This window comes from Clostridium sp. E02 (assembly GCF_003833015.1).
Taxonomy (GTDB): Bacteria; Bacillota; Clostridia; order Lachnospirales; family Lachnospiraceae; genus Lacrimispora.
In genome coordinates this window covers 36750-52174 of record NZ_RJLQ01000006.1, presented here as the reverse complement: position 1 = coordinate 52174, position 15425 = coordinate 36750, and the positions used below count along the sequence as shown (strand labels likewise).

At 40.7% G+C, this 15425-nt stretch carries 13 protein-coding genes; 8 read left to right on the top strand and 5 right to left on the bottom strand.

Annotation, left to right across the window (positions count from 1 at the left end):
* The first annotated feature begins 292 nt into the window (after positions 1 to 292).
* Genes EFT72_RS05685 through EFT72_RS05650 form a run of 8 tightly spaced genes read left to right on the top strand, consistent with a single transcriptional unit; the run spans position 293 to position 9771 of the window.
* On the top strand, positions 293 to 1669 hold the full coding sequence (locus tag EFT72_RS05685; RefSeq protein ID WP_124065947.1) for an ABC transporter substrate-binding protein: 1377 nt from the start codon (positions 293 to 295) through the stop codon (positions 1667 to 1669).
* Between the two features lie 48 nt (positions 1670 to 1717).
* Positions 1718 to 2719, top strand: a complete 1002-nt coding sequence (locus tag EFT72_RS05680; protein ID WP_124065946.1) for a sugar ABC transporter permease — start codon at positions 1718 to 1720, stop codon at positions 2717 to 2719.
* Positions 2716 to 3561 carry a carbohydrate ABC transporter permease gene (locus EFT72_RS05675; protein ID WP_124065945.1) on the top strand — a complete coding sequence of 282 codons (846 nt, stop codon included), beginning with the start codon at positions 2716 to 2718 and terminating at the stop codon, positions 3559 to 3561. The genes EFT72_RS05680 and EFT72_RS05675 overlap by 4 nt, the downstream gene beginning before the upstream one ends.
* Before the next feature lie 9 nt (positions 3562 to 3570).
* Positions 3571 to 4584, top strand: coding sequence for a glycoside hydrolase family 130 protein (locus EFT72_RS05670; protein ID WP_124065944.1), 1014 nt, complete (start codon positions 3571 to 3573; stop codon positions 4582 to 4584).
* A 28-nt stretch (positions 4585 to 4612) separates the two neighbouring features.
* A complete protein-coding gene (locus EFT72_RS05665) occupies positions 4613 to 5920 on the top strand; it encodes an AGE family epimerase/isomerase (protein ID WP_124065943.1) in 1308 nt (435 codons plus the stop codon).
* Positions 5907 to 6959 carry a GDSL-type esterase/lipase family protein gene (locus tag EFT72_RS05660; RefSeq protein ID WP_124065942.1) on the top strand — a complete coding sequence of 351 codons (1053 nt, stop codon included), beginning with the start codon at positions 5907 to 5909 and terminating at the stop codon, positions 6957 to 6959. The genes EFT72_RS05665 and EFT72_RS05660 overlap by 14 nt, the downstream gene beginning before the upstream one ends.
* A complete protein-coding gene (locus EFT72_RS05655; RefSeq protein WP_124065941.1) occupies positions 6956 to 8707 on the top strand; it encodes a phospho-sugar mutase in 1752 nt (583 codons plus the stop codon). Before EFT72_RS05660 ends, EFT72_RS05655 begins: the two co-directional genes overlap by 4 nt.
* Positions 8665 to 9771: an SGNH/GDSL hydrolase family protein gene (locus tag EFT72_RS05650; RefSeq protein WP_124065940.1), complete on the top strand. Its 1107-nt coding sequence runs from the start codon at positions 8665 to 8667 to the stop codon at positions 9769 to 9771. The genes EFT72_RS05655 and EFT72_RS05650 overlap by 43 nt, the downstream gene beginning before the upstream one ends.
* A gap of 65 nt (positions 9772 to 9836) precedes the next feature.
* On the opposite strand, the gene EFT72_RS05645 is transcribed toward EFT72_RS05650, so the two are convergent.
* The 5 genes from EFT72_RS05645 to EFT72_RS05625 all read right to left on the bottom strand — a co-directional run bounded on the left by EFT72_RS05645 (position 9837) and on the right by EFT72_RS05625 (position 15322).
* Positions 9837 to 10307 carry a cupin domain-containing protein gene (locus tag EFT72_RS05645; protein ID WP_124065939.1) on the bottom strand — a complete coding sequence of 157 codons (471 nt, stop codon included), beginning with the start codon at positions 10305 to 10307 and terminating at the stop codon, positions 9837 to 9839.
* Positions 10308 to 10418: 111 nt separating this feature from the next.
* On the bottom strand, positions 10419 to 11372 hold the full coding sequence (locus EFT72_RS05640) for an ABC transporter permease (protein ID WP_124065938.1): 954 nt from the start codon (positions 11370 to 11372) through the stop codon (positions 10419 to 10421).
* Positions 11369 to 12478, bottom strand: a complete 1110-nt coding sequence (locus EFT72_RS05635) for an ABC transporter permease (RefSeq protein ID WP_124065937.1) — start codon at positions 12476 to 12478, stop codon at positions 11369 to 11371. The genes EFT72_RS05640 and EFT72_RS05635 overlap by 4 nt, the downstream gene beginning before the upstream one ends.
* Complete coding sequence (locus tag EFT72_RS05630; RefSeq protein ID WP_124065936.1) at positions 12475 to 14010, bottom strand: ABC transporter ATP-binding protein; 1536 nt, start codon at positions 14008 to 14010, stop codon at positions 12475 to 12477. The genes EFT72_RS05635 and EFT72_RS05630 overlap by 4 nt, the downstream gene beginning before the upstream one ends.
* Before the next feature lie 151 nt (positions 14011 to 14161).
* Positions 14162 to 15322 (bottom strand): BMP family ABC transporter substrate-binding protein, encoded by a 1161-nt coding sequence (locus tag EFT72_RS05625; protein ID WP_124065935.1) that lies wholly within the window; start codon positions 15320 to 15322, stop codon positions 14162 to 14164.
* Positions 15323 to 15425 lie beyond the last annotated feature (103 nt).

The window sequence follows — 15425 nt, the reverse complement described above, 5'->3', positions numbered from 1 at the left end:
CGTACTATTTTTGTTTATTTTAACATAAAAAAGCATAAAAATAAAGCGAATATTATAAATAAAATAAATTTCCACATAATAAATAAAGCATTTAAAAAGTGAATCTTAAAAGAATATGTACAAAAAAACTATGAATGAAAGCATAAATTATAATAAATGCATAATAAAAAGCAAGAACGAATGATAAAAAGCAAGAATAATAGATGACATTAAGTTAGGTTTAAAATATACTTAAATTAAGTTAAATATTGATGCGATATAAACAAAAAAAGAATGTAAGGAGGAAGGCATTATGAAAGTTATGAAAAGATTTGGGGCATTTGGATTAGCAGCAGTTCTGGCAGTTTCTTTAACCGCATGTGGAGGGGCAAAGAGTTCTGGTTCGGTTAAGGGACAACAGACAGTTTCTGATATTCCCAAGTTTAATAATTTAAAAGTAGGAGAAGATTATACGGATATTAAAGCAGATTTGAAATTCATTACCCATAAGACGGATGCGGTTGACACTACGTTTAAGGATTATATCAAACAGTTTCAAAAAATGTATCCCAATGTGACCATTACATACGAAGGAGTCACCAATTACGCAGATGACATGATTACAAGACTGACCACAGGGGATTGGGGAGACATCTGTATGATTCCGGTACAGGTGGATAAGGACGAACTGGAAAATTATTTTCTCTGTTTGGGAGATAAGCCGGAATTAGAAAAAAAATACATCATGCTTAATAATTTTTCCTTTAAAAATAAAGTTTATGGAATGCCATCTGATGGAAATGCCCAGGGAATTGTATACAATAAAAAGGTTTTTGAGGAAGCCGGAATTACGGAATTGCCAAAGACGCCCGACGAATTTTTAGATGCGTTACTAAAAATCAAAGAGAATACAGATGCCATTCCCCTATATACGAATTTTGCTGCCGGCTGGACCATGACAGCGTGGGATTCTTATATTACTGGTTCCGCAACAGGAAATCCGGATTATGTCAATGAAATTTTAGTACACCAGAAAAATCCATTTGCAAAACAGAAAGATATGACCGGGCCTTATGCGGTTTACTATACCCTTTATGAGGCGGTTAAAAGAGGGCTGATAGAGGACGATCCGACTACCACAGATTGGGAAGGCAGCAAAGGGATTATGAACAATGGGAAAATTGGAACCATGGTTTTGGGATCTTGGGCAGTAACCCAGATGCAAGCGGCCGGAGATCATCCCGATGATATCGGATATATGGCATTTCCGATTACGGTAAATGGCAAACAGTATGCCACAGCAGGTCCAGATTATAATTATGGAATAAACATCAACAGCTCTGCGGATAATCAAATCGCTTCTATGCTCTATGTCAAATGGCTGACAGAAGATTCTAATTTTGCTTATGATGAGGGCTGCATCCCCATTTGCGTAGATTCCAAATATCCAGATATATATAAGACGTTTGATCATGTGGAACTTGTCATTGACAATCCAGCTCCCGAAGGAGAAGAGTCTCTTTATAATGATATCAACAATGATTCGGAGGTTGGAATCAACACATCACCAGATGGCCCTTCTAAGATTCTGGAAGCTGCTGTTGCCGGATCCCCAAGCCTTGATGAAATCATGGATGACTGGAATAAAAGATGGATGGCTTCCCAGAAAAAATATGGAGCGATTCAGTAAAGAGAAGCATGAGTACGATTGCGTTAAACACTTAGATTGGAGAAGCATATGGGCGAGAAAACTATAAAACGGGTCCAGCTGTTAAAATGGCTTAAAACGGGAAAAGTAAATCGCTGGCTGGTCATCATTACATTTATGTTTGTTCCAGTTTTTCTACTGCTGATTTTTACCTATATCCCCTTTGTGAAGATGATAGGATTTAGTTTTTATGATATGAAATATATTGGAAAAAGAGAGTTTGTAGGATTCGAAAACTATTTGGACGTTTTTCAAAGAGATGATTGCTTTAAAGCCTTACGACTTAGTTTTTACTATATAGGGGCATCCTTTATCCAATTGGCCATTGCTTTATATTTTGCCACGGTTCTTAGTACAAAGCTTAGAGGGGGGGATTTTTTTAAGGGATTTCTATTCTTCCCCTATTTGATTGGTGGTATAGCGGTTGGCTTTATCTTTAAATTCTTCTATACCAGAGGATTTGTTTTGGATACGATCCTGACATGGTGTGGATTCACACAGGAAACCCTGCCCTACTGGCTAAAAGACACAAAGATTAATAACATTTCTGTGGCAGCTACTTCCATATGGAGGTACATGGGGCAAAACATGGTTTTATTTATTGGGGCAATTATGTCTGTAGACGGAACCATGTACGAAGCAGCAGCCATTGACGGAGCAAATGAGTGGCAGAAATTTCGTTACATCGTTCTACCAAGCATCAAGACGATAATCGTATTAAATATGATTTTATCAATCACTGGTTCTTTAAGTGCGTTCGAACCGCCTTATGTCATTACCAATGGTAATTTTGGAACGGCAACCTATTTTGTCGTAATGAACAAACTGGCCCATGAAAGTCAAAAGGTAGGTCTGGCTTCTGCAATGGCTATCATTCTTCTGGTTATCATTTTATTTGCCACGATCCTGCAAAAAGTGATATTTAAATATTTCTTTGGGGAAGGAGAGGAGGATTCCATACGTGATCAAAGAAGGAGAAGAAAGAGACAGAAACTGGCAGAAAGCAGGGGGCTAAAGGAGGCAGGGGTGTGAATGATTCAAAATTAATAAAATATTTATGGAATTTTATAAAATACGCAACTTTAGTCTTTGGCTCTTTGGTCTCTGTAACTCCTGTTGTGGTATGTGTAATCACTGCATTTAAGACAAAAAAAGAGTATGCATCTACCAGCGTCATGACACTTCCGCAAAACTGGTTGTTTTTTGATAATTTCATACAGGCATGGAAGCAGGCGAATATGGCAACCGCATTTTTTAATTCTTTTATTATTCTGGTATTTGTATTGTTTGGCTCTATTATGACAGGTTCTATGCTTGCATACATATTAAACCGTTTTCATTTTCCGGGAAATGGTTTGGTCAGGAATCTGTTTCTGTTTGCCGCTCTTCTTCCGGGAATCGCCATGCAGGTATCCGTCTACCAGATTATGTATCAAATGCACCTGATCAACAGTCTGATTGGCTATATCATTCTAATGATGGGTACCGATGTAATCTCAATTTATATCTTTATACAGTTTTTTGAGAACATTCCGACTTCATTGGATGAATCAGCACTTATGGACGGGTGCACGTATTTCGGTATCTTTTTCCGGATTTTGCTTCCCCTTTTAAAACCTGCTATGATAACCGTCATGATTTTAAAAGGGGTGGGGACCTATAATGAATATTATATGTCCAATCTATATTTACAGGATAAGAACAGGCTGGTGACGGTAGCTACCTCTTTGTATAAATTTACAGGACCTTTGGGGAGCCAGTACAACTATATCTGTGCAGGTGTCATTATTACCTTGTTACCGGCGTTACTTATATTTATATTCTGTCAAAGACAGATATACAGCGGACTGACTCAGGGAGCTGTAAAAGGTTAGGAGGAAAGCATGAAATTATATACATCTGAATTAAAGACTATGCCCTGGCAGGAACCGTCGGGAGAATATTTGGGAGCACCCATTTGGCGTTATAGTGAAAATCCCATCATTGGAAGAAATCCGATTCGTCATGTAGCGAGAATTTTTAATTCTGCGGTAATTGCTTATGAGGATGGTTTTATTGGCGTATTCCGGGGAGAGCAAAATAACGGGATTCCCTATATTTATCTAGGGAGAAGCGACGATGGGATCAAATGGATGTTTGAAAAGGATAAGATCCGGTTTGTAGATGAAGACGGCAATAATTTTATGCCGAAGTATGCCTATGATCCTCGTCTTGTTCAAGTAGAAGATACGTATTACATTATTTGGTGTCAGGATTTTTACGGAGCTGCCATTGGCATAGCAAGAACACAGGATTTTAAGGCCTTTGTGAGGCTGGAAAATCCATTTCTTCCATTTAACAGAAATGCCGTATTGTTCCCCCGAAAAATAGATGGAAAATACATGATGCTTTCCAGACCCAGTGACAGTGGTCATACGCCTTTTGGAGACATATTTTTAAGTGAAAGTCCGGATCTGGTTTACTGGGGAAGACACCGCCATGTGATGGGAAAAGGAAAGGAGTGGTGGGAATCCTTAAAAATTGGGGGAGGATCTGCCCCCATTGAAACAGAGGAAGGATGGCTTTTGTTTTACCATGGAGTAACCGGGACCTGCAATGGGTATGTCTACAGCATTGGAGGTGCAATTTTAGATCTACATAACCCTTCTATTGTAAAATACCGATGTGAAAATTTCCTGCTTACACCAGAGACATGGTATGAGGAACGGGGCTTTGTTCCCAATGTATGCTTCCCATGCTCTGCTATTTGTGATCCAAAGGATGGTAGAATCGTCATTTATTATGGAGCGGCAGACAGTTACGTGGCTCTGGCATTTACCAGAGCGGATGAGATTATATCTTACATGAAGCAACACAGTGTTTTGACAAAAACCGATGAAGAAATAGGAATGCGCTAGAGAATTACATACGGTGAGGGAGGAAGACATGAAAGAAATAATGGCAGAAGAAATGAGGCATCATCTGGAGGAAAAGCTGCTGCCTTTCTGGGAAGGGTTAATGGATGAGGAATACGGTGGTTTCTATGGTTATGTGGACCACAATCTAAATGTTGATAAAAAGGCGGATAAGGGTGTGATCCTAAATAGCAGGATTCTCTGGTTTTTTTCCAATGCTTTTTTAACCTTACGACAGGATGAGATTTTAGAATATGCCCATCATGGCTATGTATTTTTAAAAGATTACTGCCTTGATCAAAAAGCTGGGGGTGTTTACTGGTCTGTCTCTTTTGATGGAAGACCGGTTGACCAGACGAAGCACACCTATAATCAAGCCTTTGCAGTATATTCCTTATCTGCCTATTATGAGGCCTCCGGTGACAAAGAAGCTCTGACACTGGCATATGATTTATTTGACCGGATCGAAGATACCTGTCGGGATGAAGTAGGCTATGGAGAGGCATATGACCGCCATTTTACTCCTGTATTCAACGAAAAGCTTTCTGAACATGGAGTCAATGCAAAAAGAACGATGAATACGCTGCTTCATGTTATGGAAGCATATACGTCGCTTTACCAGGCAGATCATGGAGAAAAGGTGAAAGACCAGTTAAAGCATATTCTGGATGAATTTGCAGAGCATGTATTTAATCCGGAAAAAAAACGTCAGGAGGTATTCTTTGATACAGACTGGAATTCTCTTTTGGATCTCCATTCCTATGGCCATGATATTGAGACTTCCTGGTTGATCGACCGCTGTGTGCATGTGCTAGAGGACAAAGAATATGAAAGAAAGATGGCACCCATTACCAGAATTCTGGCAGAGGAAGTCTATGAAAAAGCATACCGAAATCATAGTTTGTTAAATGAATGTAAGCAAGGAGTGGATGATAAGGACAGAATTTGGTGGATTCAGGCAGAAGCAGTGGTGGGATTTTTAAATGCTTGGGAGAAAGAGCCAGAAAAGGAGTGCTTTCTCTTGGCAGCAAGGGATATATGGGAATACATAAGGGTTCGCATGGTGGATTCAAGACCAGGCTCAGAGTGGTTTTTAAGACTTTGCAATGGGGAAATACCGGATAAAGAGGATCCGATTGTGGAACCGTGGAAATGTCCGTACCACAATGGAAGAATGTGCATGGAGGTCATAAAAAGAATGGGTGTCACAAGCATTTTAAAGCTGACGGATTATGTGTTCCATACACCAGAAGATCCATTAAGAAGTTGGGATTGTGTAAAGCAGAGACTCCAGCTTATCCATAAGAATAAGGAGCTGCTGGAATATGGAAGAGTCTAAGATCGAAACAGATCATTCCTATCTTCAGTACTGCGGGAGGGTCGGAACGGATGACAGAGGAAGACCTGAATTTGTTTATCCCTGCAGCTTCGTTAAGCTGTATTTTATGGGCGAGCGTATATCCGTTAGACTGGAGAATCATTCTATATACTGGGATAATTATATTGGCTGGATCTTAGATGGGACACAAAAGAAGGCAAAGCTGCCAAAGACAGGAGCCACTCGTGTTTTATTAGGAGATCACTTAGGAGAAGGAATCCATAGCCTACTGCTGTTTAAGCGGCAGGATTCCTGTCATACCGTATCTCTGGAGGGATTTTTGCTTTCTAAGGGTGGAAGGCTTCTAAAGCCGGAGCCGCTTCCGGATTATAGAATCGAAGTCTATGGAGACTCCGTCAGTGCTGGAGAGGTATCAGAGGCAATTAATGATGTGGGGAAGGAAGATCCTGTTCATCAGGGGGAATATTCCAACAGCTGGTATTCCTATGCATGGCTGACAGCAAGAAAGTTAAATGCCAGAATCCATAACATTTCCCAAGGGGGGATTGCCCTTATGGATGGAACAGGTTGGTTTGAGCCTCCCAGATGTATTGGTATGCAGTCCGTCTATGATAAGATCCAGTACCACCCAGCCCTTTTAAGAACGAGACAATGGGATTTTGAAAAATACCGCCCAAACGTGGTGATTGTGGCTCTTGGACAAAATGATAGTCATCCGATAGATTTCATGAAAGAGGATTATACCGGTTTACAGGCACAGCAATGGAAAGAACATTATATGGGATTTGTAAGAAAGCTTCGAACGCTCTATCCAGAGGCGATTATCATTCTGACTACTACAATTTTGTACCACCATGAAAATTGGGATAGAGCCATAGAAGAGGTCTGTCAGGTTCTTGAGGATAAACAGGTTTCCCATTTTCTTTACCGAAGAAATGGGGTTGGAACACCGGGGCATATCAGGATTCCAGAAGCAGAAGAAATGGCGGAAGAATTAACCGCTTTTATCAAGAGAGTGAGAGAAGTGAGGGCATCATGAATTATATGGAGCAATACATACAGTGGAGCACCAGCCCCTTGTTTTCCAGGGAAACGAGGGAAGAGCTTAAGCAGCTGGAACATCAGGAAGAAGAAATAAAGGACCGCTTTTACAAGGAACTGGAATTTGGGACCGGAGGCTTAAGAGGAGTGATGGGAGCCGGAACCAACCGGATGAATATCTATACCGTAAGGAGAGCAACACAGGGACTTTCTGATTACATCAAAGAGAAAGGAGGCAGTGCCAGAGGGGTTGCAATTGCCTATGATTCCAGGCACCAGTCTATGGAATTTGCCCGTCAGGCTGCTATGTGCCTATGTGGAAACGGGATTTTCGTCCATCTCTTTCATCAGTTGGCCCCTACCCCTTTGCTTTCGTTTGCCGTCAGACATCTATCTCTGATTGCAGGTATTGTTATTACAGCCAGTCATAATCCACCCGAATACAACGGCTATAAGGTTTACTGGGAAGACGGTGCTCAGATAACCTCTCAAAAGGATGAGGAAATCACCCAATGCATCCGTCAGGTAAGGGATTATGACTTAGTCCGCTATATGGAAGAGAAAGAGGCAGAGAAGAAGGGGCTGCTCCAGTGGATTGGACCGGATATGGAAGAAGCATATCTGGAAGAAATACAAAAATATGTGCTGTCTCCCGATGCTTTAAAAAAGTCGGCAAAGGAATTAACCATAGTCTATACTCCTCTTCATGGTGCAGGAAATCTTCCGGTGCGCCATCTGCTGTCCCGGTTGGGATTTTCTAATGTTTATGTAGTAAAGGAACAAGAGGAGCCAGACGGTAACTTTTCTACTGTGAAGGATCCAAATCCAGAGGAAGCAAAGGTTTTTGAGCTGGCACTAAAGCTGGCAGGAAAGACTAAGGCAGATCTTGTATTTGCCACTGATCCCGACGGGGATCGGATGGGAGTCTTCGTAAAAGAGGAACAAACAGGAGAATACCGAAGGTTAAACGGAAATATGTCTGGAATACTGATTTGCAGCTATTTGCTTTTCAGAAGAAAAGAGCTGGGACTTTTACCTCAAAACGGTGTTGTCATAAAAACCATTGTAACAACACAGATGGCAAAGCCTTTGGCAGAAAAATATGGGATGAAGTTAGAGGAAGTGTTGACAGGCTTTAAATACATCGGAGCGTTGATGCGACTACTAGAGGATGGGGATAAACCAGATTATCAGTTCGGATTCGAGGAAAGTTTTGGCTGTCTGGTGGAAACAAGCGTAAGAGATAAGGACGCAGTATCCGCCATTATGACTCTGTGTGAGGCGGCTGCCTTTTATAAATCAAGGGGAAGCTCTATTTTAGAAGAATTAAAGAAACTCTATGAAGAGTTTGGATATTACGAAGAGTGTCTGGAAACGGTAACGTTAAAACGAGAGGATGGAATAGCCAGAATGAAACATATTATGGAATCCTTTCGAAGCAATCCGCCTCAAAGGGCTGGTGGGTTTTTGGTAATTGGCATGGAGGACTATGAAACCGGTAAGGGAATAAAAAAGAAGCTTCCAAAGTCCAATGTTTTACGTTTTCTCATGTCAGGGGATTCCTGGTTTTGCATCCGTCCCTCAGGCACAGAGCCGAAGATGAAGTTTTACTTCGGAGTAAAAGGCCAATCCTTTGAAGATGCGCAAGAAAAGCTTGAGGGACTTAAAAACGATATCTTAAATCGGATAGGAAGGAGGAACCAATGGAGAAACGAGGCATTCACTTGGGAAATCACCAAAGAATGAAAAAAGTAATAGAAAAGGCAGAACAGGGAAAACCGGTGGTTCTTGCTTTTCTTGGGGGGTCCATAACTCAGGGTTCTCTATCCTCAGATTCCTCATCCTGTTATGTCCACCTGGTATATCAATGGTGGAAAAAAAGCTTTCCCAATGCTTTTTTTACCTATATCAATGCTGGGATCGGGGGCACCACCTCATTGTTTGGTGTATCTAGGGTGGAGGAGGTTCTTACGTATAATCCGGATTTTATTATCTTAGATTTTACCGTAAATGATGAGAATACAGATTTTTTTATGGAAACCTACGAAAGTCTTGTGAGGAGGTTGATTTTCAGTGCGAACCAACCGGCAGTTATGGCCCTTTGCAATGTATATTATGAGGATGGAAGGTCGGCAATTGAAAAGCACAAAAGAATATTAGAACACTATCAGATTCCTTATGTATCTATGAAAGAGACACTCTATCAGGATATCTTTAAAGGTCGGGTGAGTTTAGCCGAAGTGACTCCTGATGGGCTTCATCCCAATGATAAAGGACATGAGAGAATCGCAAATTTAATTGTCAGTTGTATGGAAGACGTTAAGGACATTGTTTCTAATAAATCGGAGGTTTTAAAGGACGAAGTGTGTCCGAAGCCGATAACAAAATGTAGTTATGAAAGAGCCAGGCGAATTCAGAATCAATCAGGCGTTTACCAGTGTAATGGTTTTTTACCGGACGATACCAGAAAGAACGGAGTGACTGATGTATTCAAAGGAGGGTTTATAGGGGTTCATAAAGGAGATCGCATCACGTTTCATGCACAAGGCAGCTGTTTGGGGATTCAGTATAGAAAAACGGTGAACAAACCGGCACCGGTAGCGGTAGCCTATGTGGATGGAAATCTGGATCAGAGGGTACTTCTTGATGGGAATTTTGATGAAGACTGGGGAGATTGCTTAGCGATAACTCCTTTGCTTCATCATGGAAGACTGGGAAACCATGAGGTCGTAATAGAACTTATAACTGGGGTGGAGGAAAAAGAAACGCCTTTTTATCTGGTTTCTCTTATCCAATCAGAAGAAATGTAATATTAATATCAGGCAGCTTTAAAAAGCGAAATTTGCTTTTAAAAGCTGCCTATTTAAATAAGTTGTTATTTTTCATAGTCGGAATCTCTCTTTGTCCAGTGAACGGTGCCAGGTTGATGAAGGACTGGGGAATAGATGCAATAAACCTTTAACGGCTCTTTCCCAGTATTGATTAGATTATGCCAGGTGTTTGAGGGAATAAGAACGGCACAGTCTATGGTTACCGTACTAGAAATAGAAAGGTTATAAGGACTTTCTCCGATTAAAACCAAACCTACTCCACTGATTACGCAAAAAAATTGATCTTCGTTGGGGTGATTTTCAATCCCGATTTCATGATGAACAGGAATACTCATATAAGTAAGCTGCATATGTTTTCCCGTCCATCTAGTGGTTCGAAAGGATGGATTTCTTATGGTATCCTGCTTTATATTGAAGATTAAGGTTTCGGGGCCATAGTCCTCTGGATCCCAGGAGTAAAAGGAATCATCTTTTATATGAGTAGATTGGCAAATTGGTTCGCGTATTGGTGCCATAGGATCACTCTTTTCAAACATTGTAGTTTATTATATGAGAGAAATTCACCCTATGTGAAGGGAATGAATATGGAAAACGCCTTGCATCCAATGAGAATGCAAGGCGTTTTCTTATCTTTGACCTTTATCGTATGGAATTCCCTCTGCTTTCGGAGCTTGTGAGTTTCTGGAGGTGAAAATCAATACGATTAACGTTATGATATAAGGAATCATCTTATAGAAATAGCTTGGGATTCCAAAAGCACTTAAAAATGGGATTCCGGAATAGGAAGCAGCGATAGCTTTCATCAATCCGAAAAACAGAGAAGCCATCATAATATTGAGTGGTTTCCACTGACCGAATATTAAAACTGCCAATGCCAGGAAACCATAGCCGGCCACATCAGCGTTAAAGTTAGTGGAGGTGGGAACGATAAAAACCAAACCTCCAAGTCCTCCCAGTGCACCTGAAATCATAACCCCTGCGTATTGCATCCGATATACGTTAATTCCGGCAGAATCTGCTGCGTGAGGATGCTCTCCGCAGGAACGTAGTCTGAGACCAAATCTGGTTTTATAAAGAACCAGGAGAGAGAGCAATAAGATGGCAAATCCAATATAAGTGGTGATGTAAGCGTTCTGGAACAGAAGAGGACCTAGGAAAGGAATCTTTCCAAGAACCGGAACGGAATTAATCCGAAACGTGTTATTAAAGGTAACCTGCTGTACTCCCTGGATTACACGGGCAACAAAGACTGCAAATGCGGGGGCGAACATGTTAAGTGCCGTACCACTGATTACCTGATCTGCTTTCATATTGATAGATGCATAAGCATGGAACAAAGAGAAAATCAGACCAGTTGCCATGGAAATCAATACGGCAAGGATAAGCTGAAGTTGTCCACTCATAGAGTTTCCAGTAAAATTTAGAAACAAGATTCCGGTAAATGCTCCCATCGTCATGATACCTTCTAGAGCTATGTTTATGATACCACTTCGTTCAGAAAACATGGCACCTAACGCTACGATCATAAGAGGGATCATGAAATACATGGTTTGTTGAACGATAAAATAAATTACATTCATGATGTTTTTCCTCCCTTTTCGCTTTTCACAGAACGTTCTTTTTTATGCCGAATGATTTTAGCAATTAAAAGTTTTACCATCAGTGCAAATGCACTGAAATAGATGATGACTGCGACAATGATATCAATGATTTCTTTTGAAAAATCAAAAAGCTGTAAGTAAAAACCGCCGGCTGTCAAAAATGCGATAAAGATTCCAGAGAACAGGACACCAATTGGATTGCTTAATCCAAGTAAAGCGACTGAAATCCCAGTAAAGCCTTCTGGTGCCAGCACATCTTTAATTTCGATATGTTTCCCAGTACCAGCAAGGTATAATAAACCTCCGGCAAGTCCGGCAATCGCGCCTGCAATCATCATAGAAAAAATAATACCATTTTTTTCATCGATTCCCGCATATTTACTGGCATCCCGGTTAAAGCCGACGGCACGTAATTCATAACCAAACGTTGTTTTATTTAAAACAAACCAGATTATTATAACAACTAGGATAGCAATCAGTATTCCGCCGTTTACACTAGAGCCTGGGAACAACTTGTCCAGCCCCATCTTAGGGATAACTGCAGTATCCGCTACATTACGGGATTCGTTCCTCATATTGTTAAACAAAGGTTTATTGCTTTTTACGATCCAGTTAACCAGATACATTCCGATATAATTCATCATAATGGAAGAGATCACTTCATTTACATTAAAAATGGCTTTTAATATCCCAGGAACAAGTCCCCAGATAGCTCCCATTAAAATACTTGCAAAAAGTGCGGCGATCCATTGGGTCTTTCCAAGTGATGTAAAGAGAATCCCTACATAAACCGAACCAAAGGCACCCATGATGAACTGACCTGGTGTACCGATATTAAATAGTCCGGTTTTAAATGCAAAGCCAACGGACAAACCGGTTAATATGATAGGAGTTGCATAGTAAAAAACCTGTCCGATTCCCTTGAGTCCATGTGTAAACGGTCCAGATAATATGGTGAAAAATCCTGGAAGTGCCTGTTCATAATTACATGAGAATAAAATAATGAGTCCGACGATCAGTCCCAGTATAATGGCAAATACGGAAGAGAAGATGCCGGAATAATCCTTTGTCCGTTTCTGATTCATGATTTGCCTCCTTTTTTCTTGGCACCGGCCATATAAAGCCCCAATTCCTGGACTGTAATGTCGTTTGGATCCAAGTCAGCTACAATTTCACCTTCGTACAGAACAAGGATTCGATCGCTTAAATTCATTACTTCATCTAGTTCTAAAGAAACTAAAAGTATGGCTGATCCGGAATCTCGTTGTAAGATCAATTGTTTGTGAATATATTCGATGGCACCAACATCAAGTCCTCTTGTAGGTTGTACAGCCAAAAGAATATCAGGAGATTTAGAGAGCTCTCTGGCGACGATGGCTTTTTGCTGGTTTCCTCCTGACATACTGCGCACAACCGTAAAAGGCCCTTCTCCGCTTCGGATATCATAATCTTCAATCAACTGATTGGCATATTCATAGATCCGGTCGTTCTTTAGGAACGAAGCTCTTTGAAATTCCTTCTCAAAATACTGCTGAAGGACCAGATTGTATGCCAAACTATATTCAAGAACCAGACCATGCTTGTGGCGGTCTTCTGGAATATGGGACAGTCCGTGGGTATTCTTATACCGGATGCTTTTTTTTGTCATATCGGTTCCGTTAATGAATACTTGACCATTGCTTGCATCGGATATTCCAGTAATCGCATGGATGAGTTCGGTTTGTCCGTTGCCATCGATTCCAGCGATGCATACGATCTCTCCCCGTTTTACTTGAAAAGAAACATTGTTTACCAGTTTCTTTGTATGGCCTTCTTTTTTTGCCTGAACCGTTAAATCCTTTACTTCAAGAACAAGTTCTTTTGGCGTGGCTGGTTTTTTATCAACGGTTAAATTGACTTTTCTACCTACCATCATCTCAGACATCTCTTCTGGAGTCGTATCGGCGACGGCCACAGTACCTATATATTTTCCCCGGCGCAGAACGGAACAGCGGTCTGCTACCGACTTGATTTCGTTTAGTTTGTGTGTGATGAATAGAATGGATTTTCCTTCTTTTACCAGATATCTCATGATCTGCATCAATTCATCAATTTCCTGAGGAGTCAAAACTGCAGTGGGCTCATCAAATATCATGATCTCGTTGTCACGATAAAGCATTTTTAGTATCTCGACACGTTGCTGCATTCCAACTGTAATATCAGAAACCAAGGCATCTGGATTTACAAATAATTTATATTTTTCACTTAATTCCATTACCTTTTTGCGCGCGGCATCCATTTTCAAAAAGCCGAACTTCGTACTTTCCATTCCCAGAACAATATTTTGAAGTACTGTAAAATTTTCCACCAACTTAAAATGTTGATGTACCATACCGATCCCAAGCGTATTGGCATCTAGAGGACCTGTGATTTGTACCTCTTTTTGTCGAACTCGAATGACGCCTTTTTCCGGTTGGTATAAACCGAATAAGACACTCATAAGAGTGGATTTCCCAGCTCCGTTTTCACCAAGAAGAGCATGTATCTCCCCTTTTTTTAACTGGATTGTAATATCATCATTGGCAATGATACCGGGAAATTCTTTTGTGATGTGAAGCATCTCAATAATATAGTCCATAAAATCCCCCTTCTATTAGTACCTATCATGGACTTGGTACCTGATTCGTTAAACAGTTTCGATTTAATTATCTATGAGACTAAAAAAGATGCCGTAAGGGACCAGATCGGTTTAGACTGGTGAACATACGGCATCTCCTTTCTTTTGTAGACTATTCTACAAAGTTAATTTTAGTTTTTTCTAGTTTTAAATCAACGGTAGGATTGTTGTTTTCTTGTGAGGGTTGAATCAGGGTGATTTTTCCTTCCTTTAAATCCTTATAAATCTTATCATAATCATCAGAAGTAAACTTAGTAAATTTGGAAGTTTCCATAGGAAGACCGATTCCATCATTTTTTGCAGAGAATATACTTGTCTCTCCACCAGGGAATTCATCTTTATAGAAAGCAGTTACACCGTCGTACACGGATATCGAAAGTTGCTTCATCGCAGATGTAACAACGGTCTCAGATTCAAAACTCTGGTCAACGTCTACTCCGATTACCTTTGCGTTTTTCTCTTCAGCTGCCGCCATAGCAGAGTTTCCAACTGCTCCACCGCAGGAGAAGATAACTTCAGTGCCGTTTTGATACCAAGAAGCAGCCATAGACTGTGCTTCTGGAGTGGCAGCAAATGCACCGGTATAGTTATACATGAGATCGATATTGTCGATGCCCATCTCTTTGGCAGCGTAATCAGCACCTTCTGCAAATCCATATCCGTAACGGATAACTGCAGGAACAGCCATACCACCTAAGAAGCCGAGTTTCGTGTAGCCATCTTTTACAGCCGCATAACCTGCTAAAAATCCAGGCTCGTCCTCTTGGAAGAGAATCGGCATTGTGTTCGATTCAGTTTTGTAATCAGTATAATCACCATTGTGAGGTTCCCCGTCAAGAAGAATAAAGTGAACATCTTTGAACTGATCCTGAGCAAGGTATACAGGTTCTTCAAACAGATATCCTGGACAAACGACCAGCTTCGCACCGCCTTCAATCGCCAAACCAATGGTTTCAAGATAAGAATCGGTGGTGCCTTCTTGCGGCTGATAGTATTTGTAAGAGATTCCGTTCTCTTCTGCATACTTTTTCATGCCTTCCCAAGCTCCTTGGTTAAAAGACTTATCATCAATAGTTCCTAAGTCTGTAACCAGTGCAAGCTCATACCCATCTGATGAATCCGATTTTACCGATGTGGCACCGGTTGTTTCTGCAGTGGTAGTCTCAGAAGTATCGGCTGCTTTTGTAGCATCTCCGGATTTGGATGCTCCACACCCACTTAATGCGGCAGTCATCATAACTGCCATCGCTAATGCGAGAACTCTCTTTTTCATAATTCTATTTCCTCCTATGGTTGATTCATTTACAGTGATAAGAATAATGTATCATATTTCTGCTTGTGAGACAATCTTAATTGTTGTTATTCTGGAAAAAAAA

Excerpts from the sequence above, each read along its gene's own strand:
- EFT72_RS05685 (WP_124065947.1), top strand. The coding sequence starts at position 293 with ATGAAAGTTATGAAAAGATTTGGGGCATTTGGATTAGCAGCAGTTCTG.
- EFT72_RS05680 (WP_124065946.1), top strand. The coding sequence starts at position 1,718 with ATGGGCGAGAAAACTATAAAACGGGTCCAGCTGTTAAAATGGCTTAAA.
- EFT72_RS05670 (WP_124065944.1), top strand. The coding sequence starts at position 3,571 with ATGAAATTATATACATCTGAATTAAAGACTATGCCCTGGCAGGAACCG.
- EFT72_RS05665 (WP_124065943.1), top strand. The coding sequence starts at position 4,613 with ATGAAAGAAATAATGGCAGAAGAAATGAGGCATCATCTGGAGGAAAAG.
- EFT72_RS05660 (WP_124065942.1), top strand. The coding sequence starts at position 5,907 with ATGGAAGAGTCTAAGATCGAAACAGATCATTCCTATCTTCAGTACTGC.
- EFT72_RS05655 (WP_124065941.1), top strand. The coding sequence starts at position 6,956 with ATGAATTATATGGAGCAATACATACAGTGGAGCACCAGCCCCTTGTTT.
- EFT72_RS05650 (WP_124065940.1), top strand. The coding sequence starts at position 8,665 with ATGGAGAAACGAGGCATTCACTTGGGAAATCACCAAAGAATGAAAAAA.
- EFT72_RS05645 (WP_124065939.1), bottom strand. The coding sequence starts at position 10,307 with ATGGCACCAATACGCGAACCAATTTGCCAATCTACTCATATAAAAGAT.
- EFT72_RS05640 (WP_124065938.1), bottom strand. The coding sequence starts at position 11,372 with ATGAATGTAATTTATTTTATCGTTCAACAAACCATGTATTTCATGATC.
- EFT72_RS05635 (WP_124065937.1), bottom strand. The coding sequence starts at position 12,478 with ATGAATCAGAAACGGACAAAGGATTATTCCGGCATCTTCTCTTCCGTA.
- EFT72_RS05630 (WP_124065936.1), bottom strand. The coding sequence starts at position 14,010 with ATGGACTATATTATTGAGATGCTTCACATCACAAAAGAATTTCCCGGT.
- EFT72_RS05625 (WP_124065935.1), bottom strand. The coding sequence starts at position 15,322 with ATGAAAAAGAGAGTTCTCGCATTAGCGATGGCAGTTATGATGACTGCC.